This window comes from Solitalea agri (genome assembly GCF_023914155.1).
GTDB classification, from domain to species: domain Bacteria; phylum Bacteroidota; class Bacteroidia; order Sphingobacteriales; family Sphingobacteriaceae; genus Solitalea; species Solitalea agri.
Window position 1 is genome coordinate 1 of sequence record NZ_JAMWYS010000033.1, and the last position, 20,434, is coordinate 20,434.

Consider the following 20,434-nt stretch of genomic DNA (forward strand, 5'->3'; position numbering starts at 1 on the left):
ACCGCGGCTGCTGGCACGGAGTTAGCCGATCCTTATTCTTCGGGTACCTTCAACACGCTACACGTAACGTGGTTTATTCCCCGACAAAAGCAGTTTACAACCCATAGGGCCGTCATCCTGCACGCGGCATGGCTGGTTCAGAGTTCCCTCCATTGACCAATATTCCTTACTGCTGCCTCCCGTAGGAGTCTGGTCCGTATCTCAGTACCAGTGTGGGGGACCATCCTCTCAGATCCCCTATGCATCGTAGCCTTGGTAAGCCGTTACCTTACCAACTAGCTAATGCAACGCATGCCCATCTTCAATCACCTAAGTTTTAACAGTTAAATGATGCCATTCTGCTGTTTTATGCGGTATTAATCTCCCTTTCGGAAGGCTATCCCCCAATTGAAGGTAGGTTGCATACGTGTTACGCACCCGTGCGCCACTTTCATCAGAACCGAAGTCCTAAATCTCGTTCGACTTGCATGTATTAGGCCTGCCGCTAGCGTTCATCCTGAGCCAGGATCAAACTCTCCATTGTATATTTTAAGTTTGTTCCTTGTTCCGATCTCTCGGAACAGGTGTCTCGTTGATCGCTCAACTCGACATTGTCTCTTGGATTGACAGTTATTCTTAGCTTGATCATGTATCGCTACATTCTCGCGCTGCGCTATTCTCATCTCTTCAAAGAACTTTTTGACTAACCCCTTGGTTAATCCTTCGTGGATACTTCAGGAATCGAACCTGTTTGCCTTTCGGCGTCCTCTTTATCCTGCTTTCTTTTTTCGCTTCCGACCTTCCGTCTCAGCGGGGCTGCAAAGGTAAGCTTCTTTTTTGTTTTCGCAAGAATTATTTTTTATTTTTTTCTCGCCTTTCTGCTTTCTCCTTATCGCTATGCCAGTTTTTCAATCTCTTCGCCTCGATGACTTACTCACCTAAACCCCGTCGTTTCTGGAGTGCAAAGGTGAAAACTTTTTTCGCTTTTGCCAAATTTATTTTAAAATAATTTCAGCTTCGTTTCAACCTTTTATTTACCGGCTCCCGCTGCTCTTTTCCCCTGCTCCTGCCTGTAAACCACCCTTTCAATTCCTGCCGCCCTCCTTCCGATTGCGGAGTGCAAAGGTAGAAACTTTCCATCCCCCGCCAAACTCTTTTTACCTTTTTATGCAATGGCATCCCTAAAGGGCTGAAGGTGTGGGAGAAAAAGTGACATTCGGCCATTTAACCGGGGACTACAGGGCGTCGGCAGCTGCCTAACTAAACCTGATTGCAGTGAAAAGCCCTGGTGCGAAGGCTCCCCAGCAAGGGCAAAAGGCTTGCAACGCAAAGCAGGACCGATGGATCTTGACAGAAACGGAACTGGTGTTTGCTTATCTATTATACTATATAAATAGTGCGTTCCTCCTATAAATACCACTTCTTATATCGAAGCAATGCTTCAAAGAAATAGTAATCGGCATAGGTTAACTGAACATCAACCTCAGATTTATGAGGAATTGACCAGACACTGCGCTTAAGAATAAAACCTCCATTTTCTCCGGCGCGGGCTCTGTAATCAGAAATGCAGTAGCTGTGTCAATAGTTAATTTATAGGAGGGGTTACCAGTTAAACGATATGCATTACCCAAACTGCAAACCATCATAAACCCTAAATCATGGTGCCCTGTAAAATATTTTTCCTTCTCAAGAATGTTTAATCGTTTTTTTTGCCTCTTCTAGTAACTGTTTATCATGGGTATACTCATAAATAGAGAGCATAAACTGCAAACTGAATAAGCATTAAATTAATCATCAAACAAAGTTTGGTTTTCATTGAGGGACAGAAATTATTTGTTATTATTATAGATGTAGGTTATTTTTCGGGAACTCTTTTACGCATCTCCTGAGCAATTTGGCAAGCATTATCATCTGATTTCTTTTCCAATTGATCAATAATTAGTGAATGATTGTGCTTATTTCGATTTTGAGAAAGCTTATAGGTAGTCTGTATCTCTTTCACTTCGATTTCAAAACCGATGATTCCTTTCATTTCCTTGCGAACCATTTCTTGGGACATAGTGTGGAGCGAAACCGGATTCTGTGAGTCTACTTCATATTTATCAACCAGTTTAGAAAGGGAATCGTACAGTTCTTCTCCTTCTATGAGTTTAATTGTTCCGTAAACATGAACTGCCAAATAGTTCCAGGTTGGAACATTTTCGTGATCGTACCATGAAGGCGAAATGTAAGTATGAGCTCCCTGGAAAATCACCAACACCACTTCTTCTGCATTGAATTCCTTCCATTGCGGGTTGACTTTTGAAATATGACCTGAAAGCGTTACCGCACCTTTATCATCAATATTTAGGTACAAAGGAATATGAGTAGCCCATGGCCGATTATTGACATGGCTTACCATTATCCCAAAGCTATTTTGGCGAATAAATTCGTAGATTTCTTCCGTGTTATCGTTCCTGTAATTTTTTGGAGTGTACATATTTCTCTAAGCAATCTCCGAATTTAGAAATTACAATGGAGATTTAATTCTAGATAACACACAAAACCTTTGTTCCGGAAATCTTAACTGTTCACTTTTGATTCCCTACTAACAATCATTAACCGGCAAAGCAATAGGCACATCCGTGTTCCTGAGCACGACCAACTGCCCATACTCCCGACGGAACCACCATGACCCCAGGCAGAACACCAGAAAGCCAATCTTTTTTCACCTCTGCTGCATCCAAACTCATGCCTTGAGCCACCACTGCACTGTAAACAGTCAAGGCCATATCACAAACACAGAACATGACACCACTTTGCTGCAGATCATTGATACCAATGCTTACGGCTCCTATACCAGGAACCTTGAAATCATCTGGCTTGGGTTGCCAAAAAGGATTTCGAACTGAAGCAGCCTTGCTTACAGGATCATCATATTTAAAAACTTCACCAAACTTATATTTTTCCCATAATCGGTTTTCCATAGCAAAAGGAATAGCTCCATGTCGAAGAATGACAACAACCCCGCATTCTTTAGTAGGAGTTCCTGTTTTTTCGTTGGTTAACAAAAACACTTTTGGCCAGGCAAAAGGTAAAATATCATTCGGTTCAGTAACATCAAAAACAATCTTATGCTTACCTTTTATTTGATTGAACCAGGCATCAGCATCACCAACTTTTGAATTATCGGCTAATAATTCAGCAGGAGCTACGAGCGGCTTAATCCATGAACTCAGTCCTAAAGTTGCAGCACCGGCGGCCAAAATTCCAAGAAAGTTTCGTCTTGGTGTAGGTTGATTAAATTCAAATGGTTCCATAATACTTGATTTTAGGGTTTATAATTGGTTAAACAGAATCATTTTTTACTGGCAATCATCGGTTTAAAAGGACCATACTTATGCTCATTTTCTGAAAAGTTATCTGCATAAGGGCCAAACGGATAATCAATGGGCTTTTGTGCCTTGTCGGGCCAATCTGTAGTATAATTTTTTATTGGGCGTTGTTGGCTGTTAACAAAAGCCGCCACGTCCCAGGCTTCTTCGTCAGTTAGCACCGGTTGCTTATAATTGGTTCCATACGGCATGTTGGCTTTTATATAAGATGCAAAGCGGCTCAAGCGATACAAACCGGCACCAATGTTATAACTGTTTTTACCCCATAATGGAGGATATTCATAAGCGATCTTATCCGCGTATAATTTTCCTTCACCGTTAACTCCGTGGCAACGTAAACATTGCTGAACATATACCATTCTCCCTTTCAAAGTATCAGCCGCTCTATCGATATAGGAAAGATTATACAAACCCGCTCCTTTTGGAGTTTCTCCCCTCTTCACATTCTGACCTAACCATTTCATATAGATTACAATCGCCCTAAGCTCTTTACTATTATCATCCAATTTCCTTCCGTTCAAGCTACGTTCAATACAATCATTTATTCTTTTTTCAATGGATTCGATAGAACCGGAACGGGCTCTGAATTTAGGGTAAGTGGATGCGACGGCGCTATAATTATTCCCAAAAGGCTTAGTACCTGCAGCCAAATGACAATTCTGGCAGTTCATGCCATTAGTAATCTGCATAACACTTCCTCTGGGACCAAGGTATTTTGCTGTATGCATGATCAATTCACGACCATAATGAACCATCTTACCGGAATCATCTGTTGGAATTGAAAGCGTATCAGGAGCTACCCAAACTTTCTTTGTCAATGAAGCGTCGGTTTTTCTCTGAGTGGATGAATCAGATCCACTTTGAGTAGTATTCCCGGCACTATTAGGATTACAAGCAACTAAAAAATAGATTAAATGAATAAGAATAAAGGAAGTGATAAACGTATTGTTTCCCCGAAAAAGGTTTTTATCTTTTCCGAACTCAAGATGCCGGGGTAGGTTTCTGTTAAGCATGCTTTAAAGGCACAAAGCAGGCCATCTGATTTTTAACAATTATCTAAATTACTAATAATTAACACCTTAATAGTCATTTATAAAAAAGAAAAGAGGAAATCCTACTGAATCTCCTCTTTTATATTACTTTTTCGATTGAGGGAATTACCTCTTTTTAACGCTATCAATCACATCTAATAAGCCGTCCTGTTTTGCATCCTCTTTAATCTCCCAAAACATAATTCCACCCAACTTTTTGTCAATTGCATATTGAGTTTTTAGTTCAATCGATTTTTTATCATCATAGGTAAGATATTGCATTAATTTAGCATTATATAAATACGGAGCTTTGGCGGTATCGTCCCAATAGTATGTGAAATCCTTATCCTTAAGCAATTCGCCTGCAATTTTTTCGTATGAAAATCCTGTTTTAAACTTACCTGATTGATATAGACCATTCTCGGTCATAGGCACGTTTTCCCACATACGGCCATAAAAAGCAGCGCCAATAACAATTTGCTTTGAAGGTACTCCATGATTTAAAAGATAGGTAACAGCGTTGTCGGTTGATTCTTTTTGTTGAGGTGACGAGTATAAAGCCGTATGATGCCCAGTTTTAACCGAGTAACCATTTACTAAGTCATAACTCATCAGGTTTACGAAATCAACCTGAGGCATAGCCGATTTCCAATCAATTGACTCTTCAATGGCCTTTTGAAAACCTCCTGCAGCAAATGATATCGACATTTTCTTTCCTAAAACCTTTCGTAATTCTGTAACCAGGGCCGTAAAGTTCGGTTTATCTTCAGGAGTAAATTTATGCCCCGGAGGCCCCTCTATTGCAGGATACTCCCAATCTAAATCAATCCCATCCGTTTTAAAGAAGTCGCTTAATTGCTTAACGGATTGAGCAAACTCAGTCCGGCCGGCAGCTGTTGAGAAAGCATCGGAGCAGGTTGGACAACCTTCCCAACCACCTAATGATAAAAGAACCCTTAGCTTTGGATTTCTTTGTTTAAGCGCAACCAACTCCTGAATTGTGGCTGTATCCGCTTCTCTATCGACGTTCAGCTTGTTTCCTTTCAAATGGCAAAAGCTAAAAATAACATGGGTGATTTTTTCGGCCTGTATTTGTTTAGCCTCATCGGCACTACCCCAAAAATAGGCGATTACTTTAAAATCTTTTTTTGCTTGTGAATACCCTAATAAGCTAATGCTTAACAAGGCAAAACAGGTTACAAGAAACTTGGCTTTAGATAGTATCATAATTTCAAAAAAGAAAAGGTTGGGTTAAAACTTTACTATAGTTTTTAATTATTTTTTGTAAATGTAATTATTTAATAAAATGTTTTTAAATTCAATTAGTAATAAAATCGTTATGAAAAAGCTATTAAATCTACTTATTCTTTGTTTGTTAACATTTTACTCCTATGCTCAAACACCGAAGCTTTTGTTAAGATTAGATGATAATGGAATGAACCATTCAGTAAACACTGCTATAAAAGAAGTTGCTGAAACAGGTATTCCATTCTCAACTTCGGTTATGTTTGCTTGTCCTTGGTATCAGGAAACGGTTGAAATTCTGAAAAAATATCCAATGATTTCAGTTGGCGTACATTTAACGTTAAACGCTGAATGGAAATACTATCGTTGGGGGCCTGTTGCCGGCAGATCGGCTGTTCCGAGCCTGGTAGATTCGAATGGTTACTTCTATTCTTCAACTGCTCAATTTTTAGCCAGTAAATATGCCCTTAAAGATGTTGAAAAAGAACTATCCGCTCAAATTGAACGTGCATTAAGATCGGGGTTGAAAATCGACTATGTAGACTTTCATATGGGAACCGCATTAGCAACACCTGAACTAAGAGCTACTGTTGAAAAACTGGCTAAAAAATATGGATTAGGCATCTCCCACTATATGGGCGAACAATATAAAACCATGTTTGAAATACCAGTGGACAAGAAAAAGGATGCCTTATTTCAGCATTTGAAAGAGTTAAACCCATCAAAAGTGAACCTAATGGTGTTTCATGTTGCCAAACGTGACCCTGAAATGGAAGCTTTGATTGATATGAATAGTCCGGATATGCAAGCGGTGAACAACGAGCCTATTGTGGCCATTCATCGTACTACTGAGTTATCCTTATTGCTTTCAAAAGAATTTCAGGATTTGATAAAAAGCGGAAATGTTCAATTGATTACCTATAAAGACCTTATTAAATCGATTGGTTTAGCGAACATGAAGTCTCCGTTTTAAGCTTATATAGATAGTTTCTTCTCTATTTTATCATTAGAAGAAAACCATGTTTTCTAAAATTATTCAATCACAGAAGTTATCCACCAACTGTTTCCGTTCGAATCGAGCACACCGCAACTGCGGCCATATTCCTGGTTAGCGGGTTCCATTATCGATTTTGCACCTGCGTCTAATGCCCTTTTATATCGTTGGTCAGTATCATCCACATAAATAAATAAACCGGAAGTCTGTGGTGGATATTGATCAGTGCTATTAGCGAACATGATCACACTATCGCCTATGAATACTTCAGCATGCCTGATCTTTTGATTGTCATCAAGCATTTTGAATTTTTCTTTCGCATCAAATACGTGTTGAGTAAACTTCATGAAGCCTTCTGCATCGGGCAAAATCAAGTAAACCATTACTTGCTGATAGCCCTCAGGAATTTGTACTGTTTTCATGGTTATCTATTTTATATAGCTAAGGTAGAAGCATTAAAGTGTATAAAATTGGAAGAAAACGACAAAATTAATCAGCCTGTCTATATTCAGTTCCTTCAGCGAAACCTTTAAAATATTGTCCAGGGGTATAACCTGAAAACGACTTAAAATCGTTCACGAAGTGCGACTGATCATAATAGCCACAATTAAGTGCTAATTCAGTTAACGAAATCTGTTTATCCCCAAACTCCTTCAGTGCCGAATGGAAGCGTAAGATCCGGCTGTACGTTTTTAAGCTGAAGCCCGCATTTTCTTTAAACTGCCTTTCGAATTGACGGGTAGAGAGAAAAAACTGATCCGGAAACTCCCCAATATTGATTTTGCCTTCTTTTCTGATGGCTTCCACAATTGCTTGCTGAATAATGGCAGGAGCCTTTCGCTGTTGTTGTAATCTGTTTATAAGAAATTCAGAAACTATTTTTACCCGTGCAGTATTATCAAGGGCAAGCATCATTTTCTCTTCCAAATCCACTCCGCTTTGACCCAATAAGCTTTTAAGATCAGGTATTTGATTAGTCAATTCATTACTGGCGATGGACAATAAACGAGGAATTGAAAATGGAAACAGGTAAACGCCAAATATTCCGAATGAGCCCTGAGTGACAAACCTCCGGTAATTATTTGTTTGAGCATGAATCATTGAATACACTTTTGTGCGATCGGTAAGGTCGTCAGCAGATGTAAACAAACCCTTATAATGAAATACCATTTCGGCACAGCTGTCGGCTAATGAGCGATAAACATATTCCTGCTGTGGAGGCAAATCCATTTCAAAAACCCAGAAGAAACGAACATAATTAGTCAGTTCAACAGGAGGCGAAATGGTGTAATATCGGGTTGGAGCATGCATTAAGATAGTTGATTATTGATCAATGAGTTCAAAGTCATTTTGTTAATCACAAACTCCTTCCTATTGAAAAATATGGAGAATGGCGCATCATTAGTAAAAGCAAAGCCCACCTTTTGATAGCATTTAATAGCCGCCTTATTGCCTTCCCAAACATACAGATCGATTCCACTGGCATTATAGCAATGTTTGCATTCATCAACCAGCTCATTAACAAACCGACTGCCCAAACCTTTACCTCTTTCGTTAGGATTACCCACTAACAAACGACCCAAACGATAGCTATTATTTTCCTGGGGGATTATTTCGCCAAAAGCATAAGCAACCCCATTATCCAAATATCCCATGTAAAATTTCCTATCAGGATTTTTTACCGAATATTTAATAAGCTGATCCTTTGAGATTGGAAATGTAAATTCCGATCCGGCAAACTGAAAGAGTATTTCCGCGTCAGTAATCCAGCTCTTCAGCTGATCAAAATCGTTATCCGTAAAAACCTTTAACATCCTATTAAAGATAAGGAATTTAACTCCCTGTGTTCATTAATCAATTCTCACATTCATCCTCATTAGTAAGGCAAATGTCCTTCGAAACAATCTCGTAATCTCTGGTAAGTTTATGCTTTTTGAAGAAAGCCCTTAAAGCCAAAAACCTTGACTCATAAGAAAACTTTAAATTCCATTGAAGCTTTTGCAAACATTCAGAGCATAACCTATTGGGCGCCAAATCCGACTCTTGCAAACTGTTCACTCCATTCATCACGCAAACTGCATTTGTGCAATGTGTTAACGAAAACATATGTCCAATTTCATGCGATGAAGTTTTGATAAGTCTTTCGAGGCATTGAGGATAATTTGCTTTATTTAATTGTTTGTCTGCATAGCGATAGATTGAAGAAACTCCCACTCGCTTTTTATAAGAAGCCAGACCAAATACATAATTCCATGAAGGTGCCGGGTACAAATCATTGGAGGTTACAGCCATTACTACTAATGCATCTTCGGGTAGATGAGGGACTAAAACACTATCCAAAATATAGGGAGCGAGTAGTTGATCTCCGCCATTTTCTCGAACTCTCCTACTCGAAGCTGGTATCATTTCAGCACTTTGCAACGGCAAAACCTTAGTTTTCATTCCAAAGAAAACAGTCAAATAATCGGCTGTGTAATCAATTATTTGTTTTTGATTGTTCGAAAATGAACCAATGGGCTGAAGATATAGCACCGTCCTGATATTTGTAGGCTTAACCGGATTAGTTTGAATGTATTGCTCAACAGTTTGCCCCTTTTCTTTGTATTTGTAAAGCCAATCACCAGGTTTCGGTACTGGCAATTCCTGGTCATTCTCTTCAATCTGATCAATAATTTCGTCATTAGTTTCGACCGCCCTAACGCAAGAAAAAAGAGTAAGTAATAAAAGGCAGATGGTTCTTCTCATACGATTTTTGAATTGAATGAATGAGAGAGGTAAATAGGCACTAAAGCAAGGTTATTGATTTTATATGTAATTTCAAATAAACCGAAAATCCTTAGAAAAGTTCCAATTGAGAAGTATCAAAAAAACGATTAGTAGATGGAGCAATTTCTCCAAAGTTTGATAATGAAATACCCAGCAGTCTGATTTTTTGATCTTCAGAAAAAGTTTTTGAAAGAAGTTCTTTAGCAGTTTCAGCAATGGTTGACAAATCACTTATTCCGCTGGCAAAGGAATGATTGCGTGTTATCTGTTTGAAATCACTGTATTTTATTTTCAAGGTGATGGTTCGCCCTTTTAGTTGGTATCGTTGCAGCCGGTTATAAACAGTTAAGGCAATTTTATCCAATTGCTCAAACATTTCTTCTATAGATGTTAGATCATGCGAAAAAGTATCTTCGGCGCCCAAGGATTTAGTTTCGCGATTAGGCTGAACAGGCCGCTCATCAATGCCTCTTACAATTTTGTAAAAGAATCGTCCAATTTTCCCAAAATGCAAGCTTAATTGCTCTTCCGTTAACTTTTTAAGGTCGGCCCCTGTATGAATGTTCAACCGTTTCATCTTTTCGGCTGTTACTTTACCAACGCCAAAAAACTTCTCTACGGGAAGATTTTCCATAAATGACTCAATTTTTGAAGGGCCAATAAAGGTCAATCCATCCGGTTTATTTATGTCGGAAGCTGTTTTAGCAACAAACTTATTGATGGAAACGCCCGCCGAAGCAGTTAGGTTCAATTCACTTTTAATGGCATTTCTAATTTGAGTAGCAATTTCAATGGCAGAGCCTATGCCCAATTTATCATCAGTAACGTCGAGATAAGCTTCATCCAGCGAAAGGGGCTCAATTAAGTCGGTATAACGACTAAAAATTTCCCTGATCTTAACCGAAACTTCTTTATAAACTGCAAAACGGGGAAGTACAAAAATAGCGTGAGGACACAATTGCTGCGCTTTTTTAGAGGGCATTGCCGAGCGTATTCCAAATTTACGAGCCTCATAACTTGCGGTAGCAACCACACCTCCCCTTCCCTGTGGTAAACCTCCCACTACTATTGGTTTACCTTTATACTCCGGATTATCGCGCTGCTCAACCGAAGCATAAAAAGCATCCATATCAATATGAATGATCTTTCGCAAATTTCCGGAATCCGTTGTCATACTTCAGTTTTACGAGTTAACGCAAATCAAAATTAGAAGTTATAGTGTAATTAAAGTAAAAACCCATTTGACGTTTCTTGCAAATGGGCTTTTAGCTTGGTTAAAAACTTTGGTCATCGGCACTTGGACCATAGCTTCCTGGAATAGGAATATCTAACAGTCTTAAATAAACCCCTAACTGTGCCCGGTGATGCACAATCTGGCAAAAGGTCATTCTTATAACTTCCTCTTTTGTTGAAGTTGAATAAATCTCATCACCGTTTCTTAAGGTCCAATTTTGACCCAAAATTTCTTCATTTGTTTTTTGAAGATGTTCCTTACCATCTGCCAACGATTCTTCAAAGAGTTTAAGCAGATCATCGGTATTAGAAATCTTTTTCGGTTCGTAAGGAGCGCTTGCAAAATCTAGTTCGTCGGTTGTTACAGCCATTGAAACCCAGGTTGGCAACTCGGCAATATGGGTTGACAACTGCTGAATGCTCATGCTTTTTTCATGGGGTTTCCAGTCGTATTTATCATTCGGAATACGGCTAAGCATTTTACGGGTGGTTTTCGACTCGGCATCCATTTCTTTTAATAACTTTTCAATTACTGTCATAGTAGTACGTTTTAAATTGTTAATTCAAATAAGCAATGCCCTAATGACAACCCTATGTCAACAGGGTTTTAGAAATTAAAATTATTCAAGGTTTAGGATCTTCTCTTATAGTACCTGGAAATAATAAATGCAATCGGTAAGCCAATAAAGAGCAGAATACAGCTAAGACTTATAAAACGGGAAATAAAGGTAGGAGCAGTGGATGGTTGTGCGATACTTGAATTAGGTACCACCACAAAGTTCATAAATAGCCAAACAAAAAAGCCGTAGATCAATCCGCTTATAACGAAGTTATTCCTTGCAAAAGGAATGTAGAGTGTGAAGATATAATAAATAAAGGCCCAAGAGAACGCAAATACGTAGTGAAAAAATGTACCCGCTAGTGCCATGGCTGTTCCACCGCGAAAAGCATCTGCGCCATAAAGCCCACTCGCAATGTACTGCAATAACTTTTCAACAGTTGATGGCCCAAAAACACAATAAACCGTAAAGGCCGAAAGTAGATCAAGTGTTCCGGCAACAAAACCTGCCAAGAGAATACTTTTGAGGACTTTGTTGTTAAAAGAAAGTTCGGGAGATGATTGTTGATATGTTTCCATTCAGATAAGCAAATAATTAGTTGTTCAAGTTTATTTAAACAATATAACAACTAATTATCAGCGGTTTATAAACGAAAACAAATTGATTTCAATCTATTATTCGCCGGTAAAGAAATCACTAAATCCTTTACCATTGTAAGAGATTTCGGTGAAATGGACCTTACAGGAAGGGCCTTTGGCTGCCTGCGCATAAAATCCTATTCTCAGGTTTTGCATTTTCTCATATGGAAAGGTTCTAGTAAGAATCCATTTTTGTCCATCAAGTGAATAATAGAAATTAAATATTTTACCTGATTTGGCCACTTTTAAATAAACCTCATTACTTGTGGTCTCAGTATGGTAATTTCCATCACTAATTTTATTCTTAACCAATGATGATACAATGCCATAAGTGTTGCGCTCATTTTTCTCAAATAACAAATTTGCCCAGTTGGCATCATCACTATAAATCAAAACAGCTCCCCCATCATAGGTTGCATTAAACTCAGGAGACACTTTAGCTTTTAATACAAAGTTCGAATCAGGGTGAAATAATAATTTTGGCGCTGTATTATTGTAATATTTGCCATCAACAAACACGAATTGATCGGTTTCTTTACCTGCTTCAATTGTAATTCCGTTAGCAGTTATTTCATATTGCTTAGGAGCGCCCTCCCATTTTAATTCTGCAGGAATGGCAGCAATTTTAATAGCTGGTGTTTGGGAAAAAACGAGTTGTGATGAGATGAGTAGAAGTAATAAAAAACTTAAACCAAATGCTTTTTTCATAATGTATGGGTTGAGATTTTAATTTTTTTTAAAAATAGACTATAACCCCTATTATTCAAACAGATTATTTAATTTTCTACTCGCAGAAATCGTATCAATTATTTATAAAACAACAATTATTATCAATCAACCTTAAAGATTAATACCATGAAAGAGGAACCTTTTGTAATTGAACGAACATTTAATGTTGATGTCCAAAAAGTATGGGAAGCAATTACCGATAAAGAGCAAATGAAGCATTGGTATTTCGACCTTGCCGAATTTAAACCCGAAGTAGGCTTTAAATTCTCATTTATTGGAGGAACAGAGGAAGAACAGTTTGTACATCTTTGCCAAGTAACTGAAGTTATCCCCCAAAAAAAATTAGCTTATTCATGGGATTATCAGGGCTATGTAGGAAGTTCTTTGGTAACTTTTGAACTCTATAACGAAGGTGCATCAACCAAACTAAAACTTACTCATTCGGGTTTGGAAACCTTTCCGAGTGACAACCCTAATTTAAAACAAGAAAACTTTGCTGAAGGTTGGACCTATATAATTGGAACCAGCTTGAATAACTACTTAAACAACAGTTCCACAAACGGCTAATCTTTATAATCAGTCCCAATTGTTTAACTTCTGTCTATTGCAAGGCGTTTGATTTGGCAGTAGACAGAAGTTTGTTTTATACCATTCTATTTTTAGCAATCAGTATTCTTATCTGCTGTTTAAACTACTAAAACGGTTGTATGCATTAGTTACTCACTCCTAATGGGATAATAAAATAGTTTAGCCATAGTAATTGAAATTATCGCACTACTGGTTAAAAAATGAAACTAAGACTCATACTGATTGCTATTTTTTGTGTTGTATTAACCAAAGGTTACACACAAAATAAAACTAACATCACTAGAAAAAGCTATACAACTCAATCAATCGGCACCACTCCGGCGCCAGTAATTGATGGCCAGATTAATGATAAAGCATGGGATCTGGTAGAGTGGACAGGAGATTATATTGAATACTCGCCTGAAGAAAACACTGCACCAATTGAGCAAACTAAGTTTAAAGTGATTTATGATAAAGATTATATCTATTTCGCGTTTAGATGTTATGATAAGAATCCTGAAGAAATTGTAAAAAGATTATCTCGTCGGGATGGTTTTGAAGGAGATTGGCTCGAGATTAATATCAGCAGTTTGCACGACCAGCTTACTGCGTTTTCGTTTGCAGGTTCAGTAGCAGGTGTTAAAAGTGATGGTTTTATCTCCGACAATGGCAAAACATGGGAGGGAAACTGGAACCCGATCTGGTATTTAAAAACAGCCATTGATAAGGAAGGTTGGACCGCCGAAATTAAAATCCCTTTAAGCCAATTAAAATTCAGCAATGAACCTAACCAGGTTTGGGGTTTGCAATCTACACGCAGGTATTTCCGTACGGAAGAGCGCTCATTATGGCAAAGAACTCCACTTGACGCACCAGGTTGGGTGAGCGAATTTGGCGAATTACATGGCTTGAAAGGCCTATCACCTCACCGACAAACTGAAATACAGCCGTTTTTGCTTTCGAAATTTGAATCCTATCCACCCCAAATTGGCAATCCTTTTAAAACCGGAAAAGAAATGGATTTAAATGGTGGTTTGGATGCCAAAATAGGTTTAAGCAACGAACTGACCCTAAACATGACGATCAATCCTGATTTCGGCCAGGTGGAGGCCGATCCGGCAGCAATCGCATTGGATGGTTTTCAGATTTACTTTCAGGAACGTCGTCCTTTTTTTGTTGAAAACCGCAATATTTTCGACTATGCCTTTGCCAGTGACCAGGATAATCTTTTTTACTCAAGAAGAATTGGCAGAAATCCACAAATATACCCCAGTACAGCAGGCAATTCGTATGTAAATCTACCTGAAAGCACTTCAATATTAGGTGCTGCAAAGGTTAGTGGAAAAACTCAAAATGGATGGTCACTTGGCATCTTAGAAAGTCTTACCAGTGCCGAATATGCAGATGTTAAGGAAGTTAATTCGAAAAGAAGATCACTGGTTGAACCGCTCACCAATTATTTTGTTACTCGCGTACAAAAAGACCTCAATAACCATAACACTTATATAGGCGCTGTTTTTACCGCAACCAATCGCAAGCAGAACGAAATTACGGCCAGTTCTTTACATTCGGCAGCTTATTCTGGAGGGTTTGATTTTGGTCATAATTGGAAAAACAGAAAATATTATTTGAAAGGGAATGCAATATTCAGTCATGTTTTGGGCAGTAAAACGGCCATTACTTCTACTCAAACCAGTATTGTTCATTTGTTTCAACGACCGGATGCAGGTCGATTTTCTACTGACCCGACCCGAACTTCGCTAACCGGAAGTGGTGGAAACATTGAAATTGGAAAAGCCAGTGAAGGAAACTGGCGGTATTCCTTATCAGGCACCTGGCGATCACCGGAGCTTGAACTCAATGATATTGGCTTTTTAAGATCAGCAAATGATATCAGACAAATAGCTACATTGACCTACAGCACCTTAAAACCAGTTGGCGTTTTCCGTCGCATCGACTCAAGAGTTTCGCAATTATCTTTATTTGACTTTCAAGGGAACTATAACCAATTACAGTTAAGCTTGGGTACCGATGCTGTATTTAAGAACAATTGGAACGCCGGCGTGTCATTCATTTACAGTCCTTTCAGCTATTCAAACGCAGCTTTGCAAGGCGGGCCTCGTCTGAGATATTCGGAGGAGTTTTACAAATCATTCTTCTTTGCTTCGGATAGTCGTAAAAAGTTGAGGTTTAATGGTGCCATTCTCAACAACCAAGGCAAACATAAGTCAACCTCTTATACCGAGTTTAATACTGGTATTGGTTATCAACCTACAAATGCTTTCACATTTTCATTTACGCCCATTTACTCTATTTACAAAAATAAGCTGCAATATGTGGGGCAACCATTTTATGGTTTACAACAGCGCTACATATTGGCAAATATGGATCAGCAAGGGTTAAGTGCCTCCTTTCGCATTGATTACAGCATTAACCCCGATCTTACCATCCAATATTATGCTCAACCATTTATTTCAAGAGGCCGATACCAGCAATTTAACAGGCTCACCAACCCACTCGAAAGCAACTATGCCAATAGGGTATCTTTCTTTAACACCAATCAGATTACCTACAATGATTCGGAAAAAAGTTATTTGATTGATGAGGATGGAAATGGCACCACCGACTATAAAGTCAATAATCCTGATTATGCATTTATACAGTTTCGGTCTAACCTGGTAATTCGCTGGGAGTATATACCAGGCTCTGAAATATATGCAGTTTGGTCACAAGGAATCACCGAAAATGGCAATCCTCAAACAGGCTTAACAGAAGGCTTAAATACTCAGATACTGGGTAACAAACCGTTAAATATTTTCTTTTTAAAAGCGACTTACCGGTTTATGTTGTAGGCTCAATTAAGGCTTGAAACCATCAACCAAAATCATTTTAGTTATGGCTGATCGTTGGCGTATATCTTTTGCCGGAGCGTACTCAACTGAACTCCACCATTCTTTGGCACGTTCAACAGTTGGAAATTCCAGAACAACAATACGACCATAAGGCCATTCGCCTTCAAGCAATTCAACAGGGCCTCCCCGCACCACAAACCTGCCATCATACGCGGCAATGGTTTGTGGTGTTAGTTGCACATACTCTTTGTATGAATCAGGGTCTTTTATGTCGACATCAACTATTATATATCCAGCCATATTAACTATGTTTTCTAACTATTTAACTTATCAGACGATCAAGTTCTGTAATTTTTGCCAGATGATGATCGTCATGCTCGGCAACAAACAAGAACAGATCCATGGTTCTCATTGGTGTTTTTAGTCTTGGATGAAGTGATGATCGATAGATCTCCTCTTCATTTAGCGATTCAATCATTTTTAATGTTTGTTCTCTCAGCGCAGAAAACTCAGTAATCAATTGCTGAAAGCTTTTATTATTATGACCAGCCTCATTGGTTTTAGTATTCTGAAGATCAGCAGAACTCATGAACTCCTTACCTGAAAGAATTTCTTCGAGCCGAATTTGCCATAGGGGCTCTAAGTCTGACAAGTGACCAATATGTTCCAGAATCGACCATCCGTTATCCGGTTTCACCGTATGCTTTCGCTCTGAAATTTTAGCAAGCTTATGTTCCAAACGGAGTACGGTACCCGCCAAGCGTTCAATTATTGATGGAAATATATTTTGCTGATAAGTGAAATCAAACTTTCTATCAAACCAATTTACCTGTTTCATGATCAATAAATGTTTCATTAAGTAACCAGAGAATAAATAACAAACAAAAACGACCTTCAAAAGTAATCGAAGGTCGCTCTTATTATCAAGCACAAAAATCAATACTTACAATCTATTGTGGTGGAGTTAACGAATGACCAAGCTGTTGATACATCGTTAAAAAATCATAACTATTCCAGGCCTGTTCAATTTTCCCATCCTTAATCTTTGCCATAGCAATTCCTGAGAATGTAACTTCTTTTCCACTTTCAATGTGAGTTGCCGTAACCCTGCAAAAGGCACTTTCCATATCTTCGTCACCTAGCACGGCTTCAATGTCCACGTGAACATTCGCAAACTGACGCCGGAAATCATCATAAAACTCCAAAAAACCATTAATGCCATTGTATTGACCATCGACACCGAGACCGTGGGAGACAAATTCTTCCGTTAATAAGTTGGCTATTGCATTCCGTTGACCTTTATTCCACACTTCTTCAAACCAATTATAAAGGTGAGTTGAATTAATATTTCTCATGACCTAATTAATTAAGTGGTTATATAAACAAACTGGTTGTAATCAATTTAGAAGCAAAAAATGAAAGATTAAGCTTAAAGATGTTATATGCGGGAGTCAGGAAGTATGATTAAAAATAATAAAAAACGAAAGATCTATCAATAAACCTAAACCTCAAAATCAATTAACAAAAAAAACGGCCTTCAAAATTAACTGAAGGCCGTTTTTATGATTATATTTCCCTTGTTTTTTCTTGCAACCACGCTTGCTCCTCATCATTTAAATGAGGTGAAAGTTTTTGATAGACAAACTGATGGTAATTATTTAACCAATTACGCTGACGATCGTCCAATAAAACATTAACAATTAAGTTAGTAGCAATTGGACAAATAGTAACTGTTTCAAAGTTGAAGAATTTACCAAATTCTGTTTCCACATCTTCCTGACAAATCACCAAATTCTCGATTCGTATACCATGTTTTTCAGGTCGATAAATTCCAGGCTCATTTGAATTTAGCATTCCCGGCTGAAAAGCCACATTAATAGCTCCGGAAACACTGATATTCTGTGGACCTTCGTGAACATTTAAGAAGAAGCCTACACCATGACCGGTTCCATGTCCGAAATTATAACCTGCTTCCCATAACCACTTACGAGAAAAAGCGTCCATTTGATAACCTTTTGTGCCTTCTGGAAAACGGATCATACTCAAATCGATCATTCCCTTTAACACCAAAGTATAATCCTTCATTTCTTCGGCTGTTGGATTACCTAAAGAAATAGTACGGGTAATATCGGTTGTACCTGTTTGATACTGTCCTCCAGAATCAACTAAATAAATACCATCTGCTTTCAGCTCCACATTACTTTCGGCGGTTGACCGATAGTGAGGTAAAGCTGCATGTCCCTTATAGGCTGAAATGGTTCCGAAACTTTCACCTACAAAACCAGGTTGCTCAGCACGGAAACTATACAACTTTTCAGCAGCCGAAATTTCATCGATTGGAGTTTTACCAATATGCTCTTCCAGCCATTTTAAAAACTTAACCATTGCCACACCGTCTTTAACCATTGTTTGACGGATATGCTCCTGCTCAACCGGATTCTTAATAGCTTTAAACAAAGTAGTTGGATTGGTTCCTTCCACAATGCTCACACTTTCCGGAATCGCTTCATAAACTGCCTGGCATAATTTCTTCGGATCAAGAAGCACCGTTTTATCTTCAGGCATCGCACTTACAGCAGAAACAAAACTTTCGTAAGGCTTTAGAATCACTCCGGAAGAAGCCAATGTATCTTTATCAGCATCTGTAATTCGGCTGTCATCAACAAACCAAACTACTTTATTATGTGAAACCAACAGGTGGCTTAACACCAATGGATTGCACTCTACATCGCTACCACGAACGTTTAACAACCAGGCAGTATCATCCATTGATGAGATCAAATGGTAATTTGCCTGATTCTTTGTCATTGCGGCTCGAACGCGTTCAATCTTACTTTCAGTTGATTCGCCCGTAATAGACTCTGACAATAAAAAAACCGGATTACTTAAAAAGCCGGGACGGTTCTCCCAAATTGAATCGAGGAGATCAACATCAGTAAGCAGTTTGAAATTAGCTCGGGTAAAACCAGCACGCATGGTTTTCACCAGCTCAGCAGCTACCAAACGACCGTCAAATGCTACTTTTGCACCTTTTGGTAAACGTTCGGTTAACCATTCAATATATTCTGGTGTATGCTGAACTTTTAATTTCACCAGCTCAAAGCCTGAGTCTTTTAATTGATCGGCAGCTTGCACAAAATAACGGGCATCGGTCCATAAGCCTGCAAAATCGGCTGTAATTACCAACGTTCCTGCAGAGCCATTAAAACCGGAGGTCCATTCTATGCATTTAAAATGATCTGGTAAATATTCGCTGATATGGGGATCAGAAGAAGGAATAATATAAGCATCAATGCCACTTTGCGCCATTTGTAAGCGGATGGCATTTAGTTTTTCAGTATACTTCATTATTGATTAATATGATTTGCGCGCAAATATACCTTATCTAGTTGGCAGGATATAATGATATTTTGGCAGGAAACAATGATAATAAAACTTGATGTCTCAACACCTAGGTGAATATTTACATTAAGCCCCAAATTGCTGTAAATGATGATCCAGATGTTTCCATGATAAAATACCCCAATCATTGGGGGTCATTGTTCCAAAAATCGGGTGCTTAGTTCCAACAACCGCCTCACTTCCACCCACCGAAAAGCCTTTTATCAACCTAATCAATTCCACTTTTTCATTGTCAAAATCACGTTCGTCAACAATTTTAAAAGAGCTGTCGGTCGGCAAATTCTTTTTAAATGGCTTAATACCCAGTAATTGCTTTTTAATCAAACCGCCGAACACCATGCCTAAAAATGTTTTCTTAACACCTTTATCAATAAATGCCATTTTTAAGGGTTGTTGACAATGAGCCATCATTTGAGCTACATTCATTTTACCCCATAAAGCCTGACTTTGATTACTTAACTTATTTATCCGTTCTATTATTTCGTTATTGTCGGTAGCATTCAATAAATTCTTCATCGTATATGTTTAAATTAATCAAGGCTAAAATAGAAAATCCAAGCAATGAACAATAATTGCAAAGGAACCCTGAACCATAAATAAGAAACATCCTTACCCTCATAAGTCGCCTTCTCATGATCCACATGATGAATGGCCGCGTTTATATTTGCAGGTAAAATGAGAGCAAAAAATATGATGAGCAGTATAGCTGTTAGGTTTCTTACCGTAGGAATCAACAAACCAATTGCGGCCAACACTTCAATGACTCCTGTTAAATAAACAAACTGGGTTTTATACGGGACAAAATTAGGAATCATCAGAGCCATTCCTTGAGCAAACTTAAAATGCCCAAGTGCAGTAAACATAAGCATAATACTCATGGCAAGGTTTCCTGCAAAAACAAAATTAAGCCCATTACCGATAGCCCAATTAGTAAGCAATGCAATGAAAAAACTTAAAATTAATACGACTAACGGCTTCATAATTAATTTAACAATTGAGATTGAGTACATGTTATAATAATGCTTTAACGAAAACTGCCACTGTTTGAACGCAAAACATACATT

General features: G+C 38.4%; 21 protein-coding genes, 1 rRNA gene and 1 pseudogene. 3 read left to right on the forward strand and 20 right to left on the reverse strand.

Annotation, left to right across the window (positions count from 1 at the left end; translation table 11 throughout):
* From NF867_RS09890 to NF867_RS09915, 6 genes and pseudogenes are all read right to left on the reverse strand, one after another.
* A 16S ribosomal RNA gene (locus tag NF867_RS09890) occupies positions 1–523 on the reverse strand; the annotation flags it as partial.
* An 863-nt stretch (positions 524–1,386) separates the two neighbouring features.
* Positions 1,387–1,536, reverse strand: a pseudogene (locus tag NF867_RS09895) (glucuronyl hydrolase); the annotation flags it as partial.
* 298 nt (positions 1,537–1,834) lie between these two features.
* Positions 1,835–2,458, reverse strand: coding sequence for an FMN-binding negative transcriptional regulator (locus NF867_RS09900; RefSeq protein ID WP_252587678.1), 624 nt, complete (start codon positions 2,456–2,458; stop codon positions 1,835–1,837).
* A 118-nt stretch (positions 2,459–2,576) separates the two neighbouring features.
* Positions 2,577–3,278 (reverse strand): twin-arginine translocation signal domain-containing protein, encoded by a 702-nt coding sequence (locus tag NF867_RS09905; RefSeq protein ID WP_252587679.1) that lies wholly within the window; start codon positions 3,276–3,278, stop codon positions 2,577–2,579.
* A gap of 38 nt (positions 3,279–3,316) precedes the next feature.
* A complete protein-coding gene (locus NF867_RS09910; protein WP_252587680.1) occupies positions 3,317–4,366 on the reverse strand; it encodes a c-type cytochrome in 1,050 nt (349 codons plus the stop codon).
* A gap of 144 nt (positions 4,367–4,510) precedes the next feature.
* Positions 4,511–5,611, reverse strand: a complete 1,101-nt coding sequence (locus tag NF867_RS09915; RefSeq protein WP_252587681.1) for a glycoside hydrolase family 18 protein — start codon at positions 5,609–5,611, stop codon at positions 4,511–4,513.
* 112 nt (positions 5,612–5,723) lie between these two features.
* Here NF867_RS09915 and NF867_RS09920 point away from each other — a divergent pair, with 112 nt between their 5' ends.
* Positions 5,724–6,602, forward strand: a complete 879-nt coding sequence (locus NF867_RS09920; RefSeq protein ID WP_252587682.1) for a ChbG/HpnK family deacetylase — start codon at positions 5,724–5,726, stop codon at positions 6,600–6,602.
* A gap of 59 nt (positions 6,603–6,661) precedes the next feature.
* Here the strand turns inward: NF867_RS09920 and NF867_RS09925 are convergent, their stop codons facing one another.
* The 8 genes from NF867_RS09925 to NF867_RS09960 form a co-directional block, all read right to left on the reverse strand.
* Positions 6,662–7,045: a VOC family protein gene (locus NF867_RS09925; RefSeq protein ID WP_252587683.1), complete on the reverse strand. Its 384-nt coding sequence runs from the start codon at positions 7,043–7,045 to the stop codon at positions 6,662–6,664.
* A 67-nt stretch (positions 7,046–7,112) separates the two neighbouring features.
* Positions 7,113–7,934 carry a helix-turn-helix transcriptional regulator gene (locus NF867_RS09930; protein WP_252587684.1) on the reverse strand — a complete coding sequence of 274 codons (822 nt, stop codon included), beginning with the start codon at positions 7,932–7,934 and terminating at the stop codon, positions 7,113–7,115.
* Positions 7,934–8,437: a GNAT family N-acetyltransferase gene (locus NF867_RS09935; protein ID WP_252587685.1), complete on the reverse strand. Its 504-nt coding sequence runs from the start codon at positions 8,435–8,437 to the stop codon at positions 7,934–7,936. Before NF867_RS09935 ends, NF867_RS09930 begins: the two co-directional genes overlap by 1 nt.
* A gap of 40 nt (positions 8,438–8,477) precedes the next feature.
* Positions 8,478–9,368, reverse strand: coding sequence for an archaemetzincin (locus NF867_RS09940; RefSeq protein ID WP_252587686.1), 891 nt, complete (start codon positions 9,366–9,368; stop codon positions 8,478–8,480).
* A 91-nt stretch (positions 9,369–9,459) separates the two neighbouring features.
* Positions 9,460–10,563 (reverse strand): DNA polymerase IV, encoded by a 1,104-nt coding sequence (dinB, locus tag NF867_RS09945; protein WP_252587687.1) that lies wholly within the window; start codon positions 10,561–10,563, stop codon positions 9,460–9,462.
* 100 nt (positions 10,564–10,663) lie between these two features.
* The gene (locus tag NF867_RS09950; RefSeq protein WP_252587688.1) at positions 10,664–11,161 is read right to left on the reverse strand and encodes a DinB family protein; all 498 of its coding nucleotides are present in this window, start codon (positions 11,159–11,161) and stop codon (positions 10,664–10,666) included.
* A 92-nt stretch (positions 11,162–11,253) separates the two neighbouring features.
* Positions 11,254–11,760, reverse strand: coding sequence for a hypothetical protein (locus tag NF867_RS09955; RefSeq protein WP_252587689.1), 507 nt, complete (start codon positions 11,758–11,760; stop codon positions 11,254–11,256).
* A gap of 96 nt (positions 11,761–11,856) precedes the next feature.
* Entirely contained in the window at positions 11,857–12,528 is a 672-nt protein-coding gene (locus NF867_RS09960) for a DUF1349 domain-containing protein (protein ID WP_252587690.1), read from the reverse strand.
* A 147-nt stretch (positions 12,529–12,675) separates the two neighbouring features.
* Here NF867_RS09960 and NF867_RS09965 point away from each other — a divergent pair, with 147 nt between their 5' ends.
* Positions 12,676–13,116, forward strand: coding sequence for an SRPBCC family protein (locus NF867_RS09965; protein ID WP_252587691.1), 441 nt, complete (start codon positions 12,676–12,678; stop codon positions 13,114–13,116).
* A gap of 221 nt (positions 13,117–13,337) precedes the next feature.
* Positions 13,338–15,968 (forward strand): DUF5916 domain-containing protein, encoded by a 2,631-nt coding sequence (locus tag NF867_RS09970; RefSeq protein WP_252587692.1) that lies wholly within the window; start codon positions 13,338–13,340, stop codon positions 15,966–15,968.
* A 6-nt stretch (positions 15,969–15,974) separates the two neighbouring features.
* Here NF867_RS09970 and NF867_RS09975 read toward each other — a convergent pair whose 3' ends face one another.
* The 6 genes from NF867_RS09975 to NF867_RS10000 all read right to left on the reverse strand — a co-directional run bounded on the left by NF867_RS09975 (position 15,975) and on the right by NF867_RS10000 (position 20,350).
* A complete protein-coding gene (locus NF867_RS09975; RefSeq protein WP_252587693.1) occupies positions 15,975–16,268 on the reverse strand; it encodes a DUF1330 domain-containing protein in 294 nt (97 codons plus the stop codon).
* 22 nt (positions 16,269–16,290) lie between these two features.
* The gene (locus NF867_RS09980; protein ID WP_252587694.1) at positions 16,291–16,806 is read right to left on the reverse strand and encodes a DinB family protein; all 516 of its coding nucleotides are present in this window, start codon (positions 16,804–16,806) and stop codon (positions 16,291–16,293) included.
* Positions 16,807–16,918: 112 nt separating this feature from the next.
* A complete protein-coding gene (locus tag NF867_RS09985) occupies positions 16,919–17,323 on the reverse strand; it encodes an ester cyclase (protein ID WP_252587695.1) in 405 nt (134 codons plus the stop codon).
* Positions 17,324–17,534: 211 nt separating this feature from the next.
* Positions 17,535–19,316: an aminopeptidase P family protein gene (locus NF867_RS09990; RefSeq protein WP_252587696.1), complete on the reverse strand. Its 1,782-nt coding sequence runs from the start codon at positions 19,314–19,316 to the stop codon at positions 17,535–17,537.
* A 120-nt stretch (positions 19,317–19,436) separates the two neighbouring features.
* Positions 19,437–19,886 (reverse strand): DUF1569 domain-containing protein, encoded by a 450-nt coding sequence (locus NF867_RS09995; protein ID WP_252587697.1) that lies wholly within the window; start codon positions 19,884–19,886, stop codon positions 19,437–19,439.
* Positions 19,887–19,900: 14 nt separating this feature from the next.
* Positions 19,901–20,350, reverse strand: a complete 450-nt coding sequence (locus NF867_RS10000) for a DoxX family protein (RefSeq protein ID WP_252587698.1) — start codon at positions 20,348–20,350, stop codon at positions 19,901–19,903.
* Positions 20,351–20,434 lie beyond the last annotated feature (84 nt).

Bases quoted from the DNA above. Each gene is read 5' to 3' on its own strand.
- NF867_RS09900 (WP_252587678.1), bottom strand. From the start codon at position 2,458: ATGTACACTCCAAAAAATTACAGGAACGATAACACGGAAGAAATCTAC.
- NF867_RS09905 (WP_252587679.1), bottom strand. From the start codon at position 3,278: ATGGAACCATTTGAATTTAATCAACCTACACCAAGACGAAACTTTCTT.
- NF867_RS09910 (WP_252587680.1), bottom strand. From the start codon at position 4,366: ATGCTTAACAGAAACCTACCCCGGCATCTTGAGTTCGGAAAAGATAAA.
- NF867_RS09915 (WP_252587681.1), bottom strand. From the start codon at position 5,611: ATGATACTATCTAAAGCCAAGTTTCTTGTAACCTGTTTTGCCTTGTTA.
- NF867_RS09920 (WP_252587682.1), top strand. From the start codon at position 5,724: ATGAAAAAGCTATTAAATCTACTTATTCTTTGTTTGTTAACATTTTAC.
- NF867_RS09925 (WP_252587683.1), bottom strand. From the start codon at position 7,045: ATGAAAACAGTACAAATTCCTGAGGGCTATCAGCAAGTAATGGTTTAC.
- NF867_RS09930 (WP_252587684.1), bottom strand. From the start codon at position 7,934: ATGCATGCTCCAACCCGATATTACACCATTTCGCCTCCTGTTGAACTG.
- NF867_RS09935 (WP_252587685.1), bottom strand. From the start codon at position 8,437: ATGTTAAAGGTTTTTACGGATAACGATTTTGATCAGCTGAAGAGCTGG.
- NF867_RS09940 (WP_252587686.1), bottom strand. From the start codon at position 9,368: ATGAGAAGAACCATCTGCCTTTTATTACTTACTCTTTTTTCTTGCGTT.
- dinB (WP_252587687.1), bottom strand. From the start codon at position 10,563: ATGACAACGGATTCCGGAAATTTGCGAAAGATCATTCATATTGATATG.
- NF867_RS09950 (WP_252587688.1), bottom strand. From the start codon at position 11,161: ATGACAGTAATTGAAAAGTTATTAAAAGAAATGGATGCCGAGTCGAAA.
- NF867_RS09955 (WP_252587689.1), bottom strand. From the start codon at position 11,760: ATGGAAACATATCAACAATCATCTCCCGAACTTTCTTTTAACAACAAA.
- NF867_RS09960 (WP_252587690.1), bottom strand. From the start codon at position 12,528: ATGAAAAAAGCATTTGGTTTAAGTTTTTTATTACTTCTACTCATCTCA.
- NF867_RS09965 (WP_252587691.1), top strand. From the start codon at position 12,676: ATGAAAGAGGAACCTTTTGTAATTGAACGAACATTTAATGTTGATGTC.
- NF867_RS09970 (WP_252587692.1), top strand. From the start codon at position 13,338: ATGAAACTAAGACTCATACTGATTGCTATTTTTTGTGTTGTATTAACC.
- NF867_RS09975 (WP_252587693.1), bottom strand. From the start codon at position 16,268: ATGGCTGGATATATAATAGTTGATGTCGACATAAAAGACCCTGATTCA.
- NF867_RS09980 (WP_252587694.1), bottom strand. From the start codon at position 16,806: ATGAAACAGGTAAATTGGTTTGATAGAAAGTTTGATTTCACTTATCAG.
- NF867_RS09985 (WP_252587695.1), bottom strand. From the start codon at position 17,323: ATGAGAAATATTAATTCAACTCACCTTTATAATTGGTTTGAAGAAGTG.
- NF867_RS09990 (WP_252587696.1), bottom strand. From the start codon at position 19,316: ATGAAGTATACTGAAAAACTAAATGCCATCCGCTTACAAATGGCGCAA.
- NF867_RS09995 (WP_252587697.1), bottom strand. From the start codon at position 19,886: ATGAAGAATTTATTGAATGCTACCGACAATAACGAAATAATAGAACGG.
- NF867_RS10000 (WP_252587698.1), bottom strand. From the start codon at position 20,350: ATGAAGCCGTTAGTCGTATTAATTTTAAGTTTTTTCATTGCATTGCTT.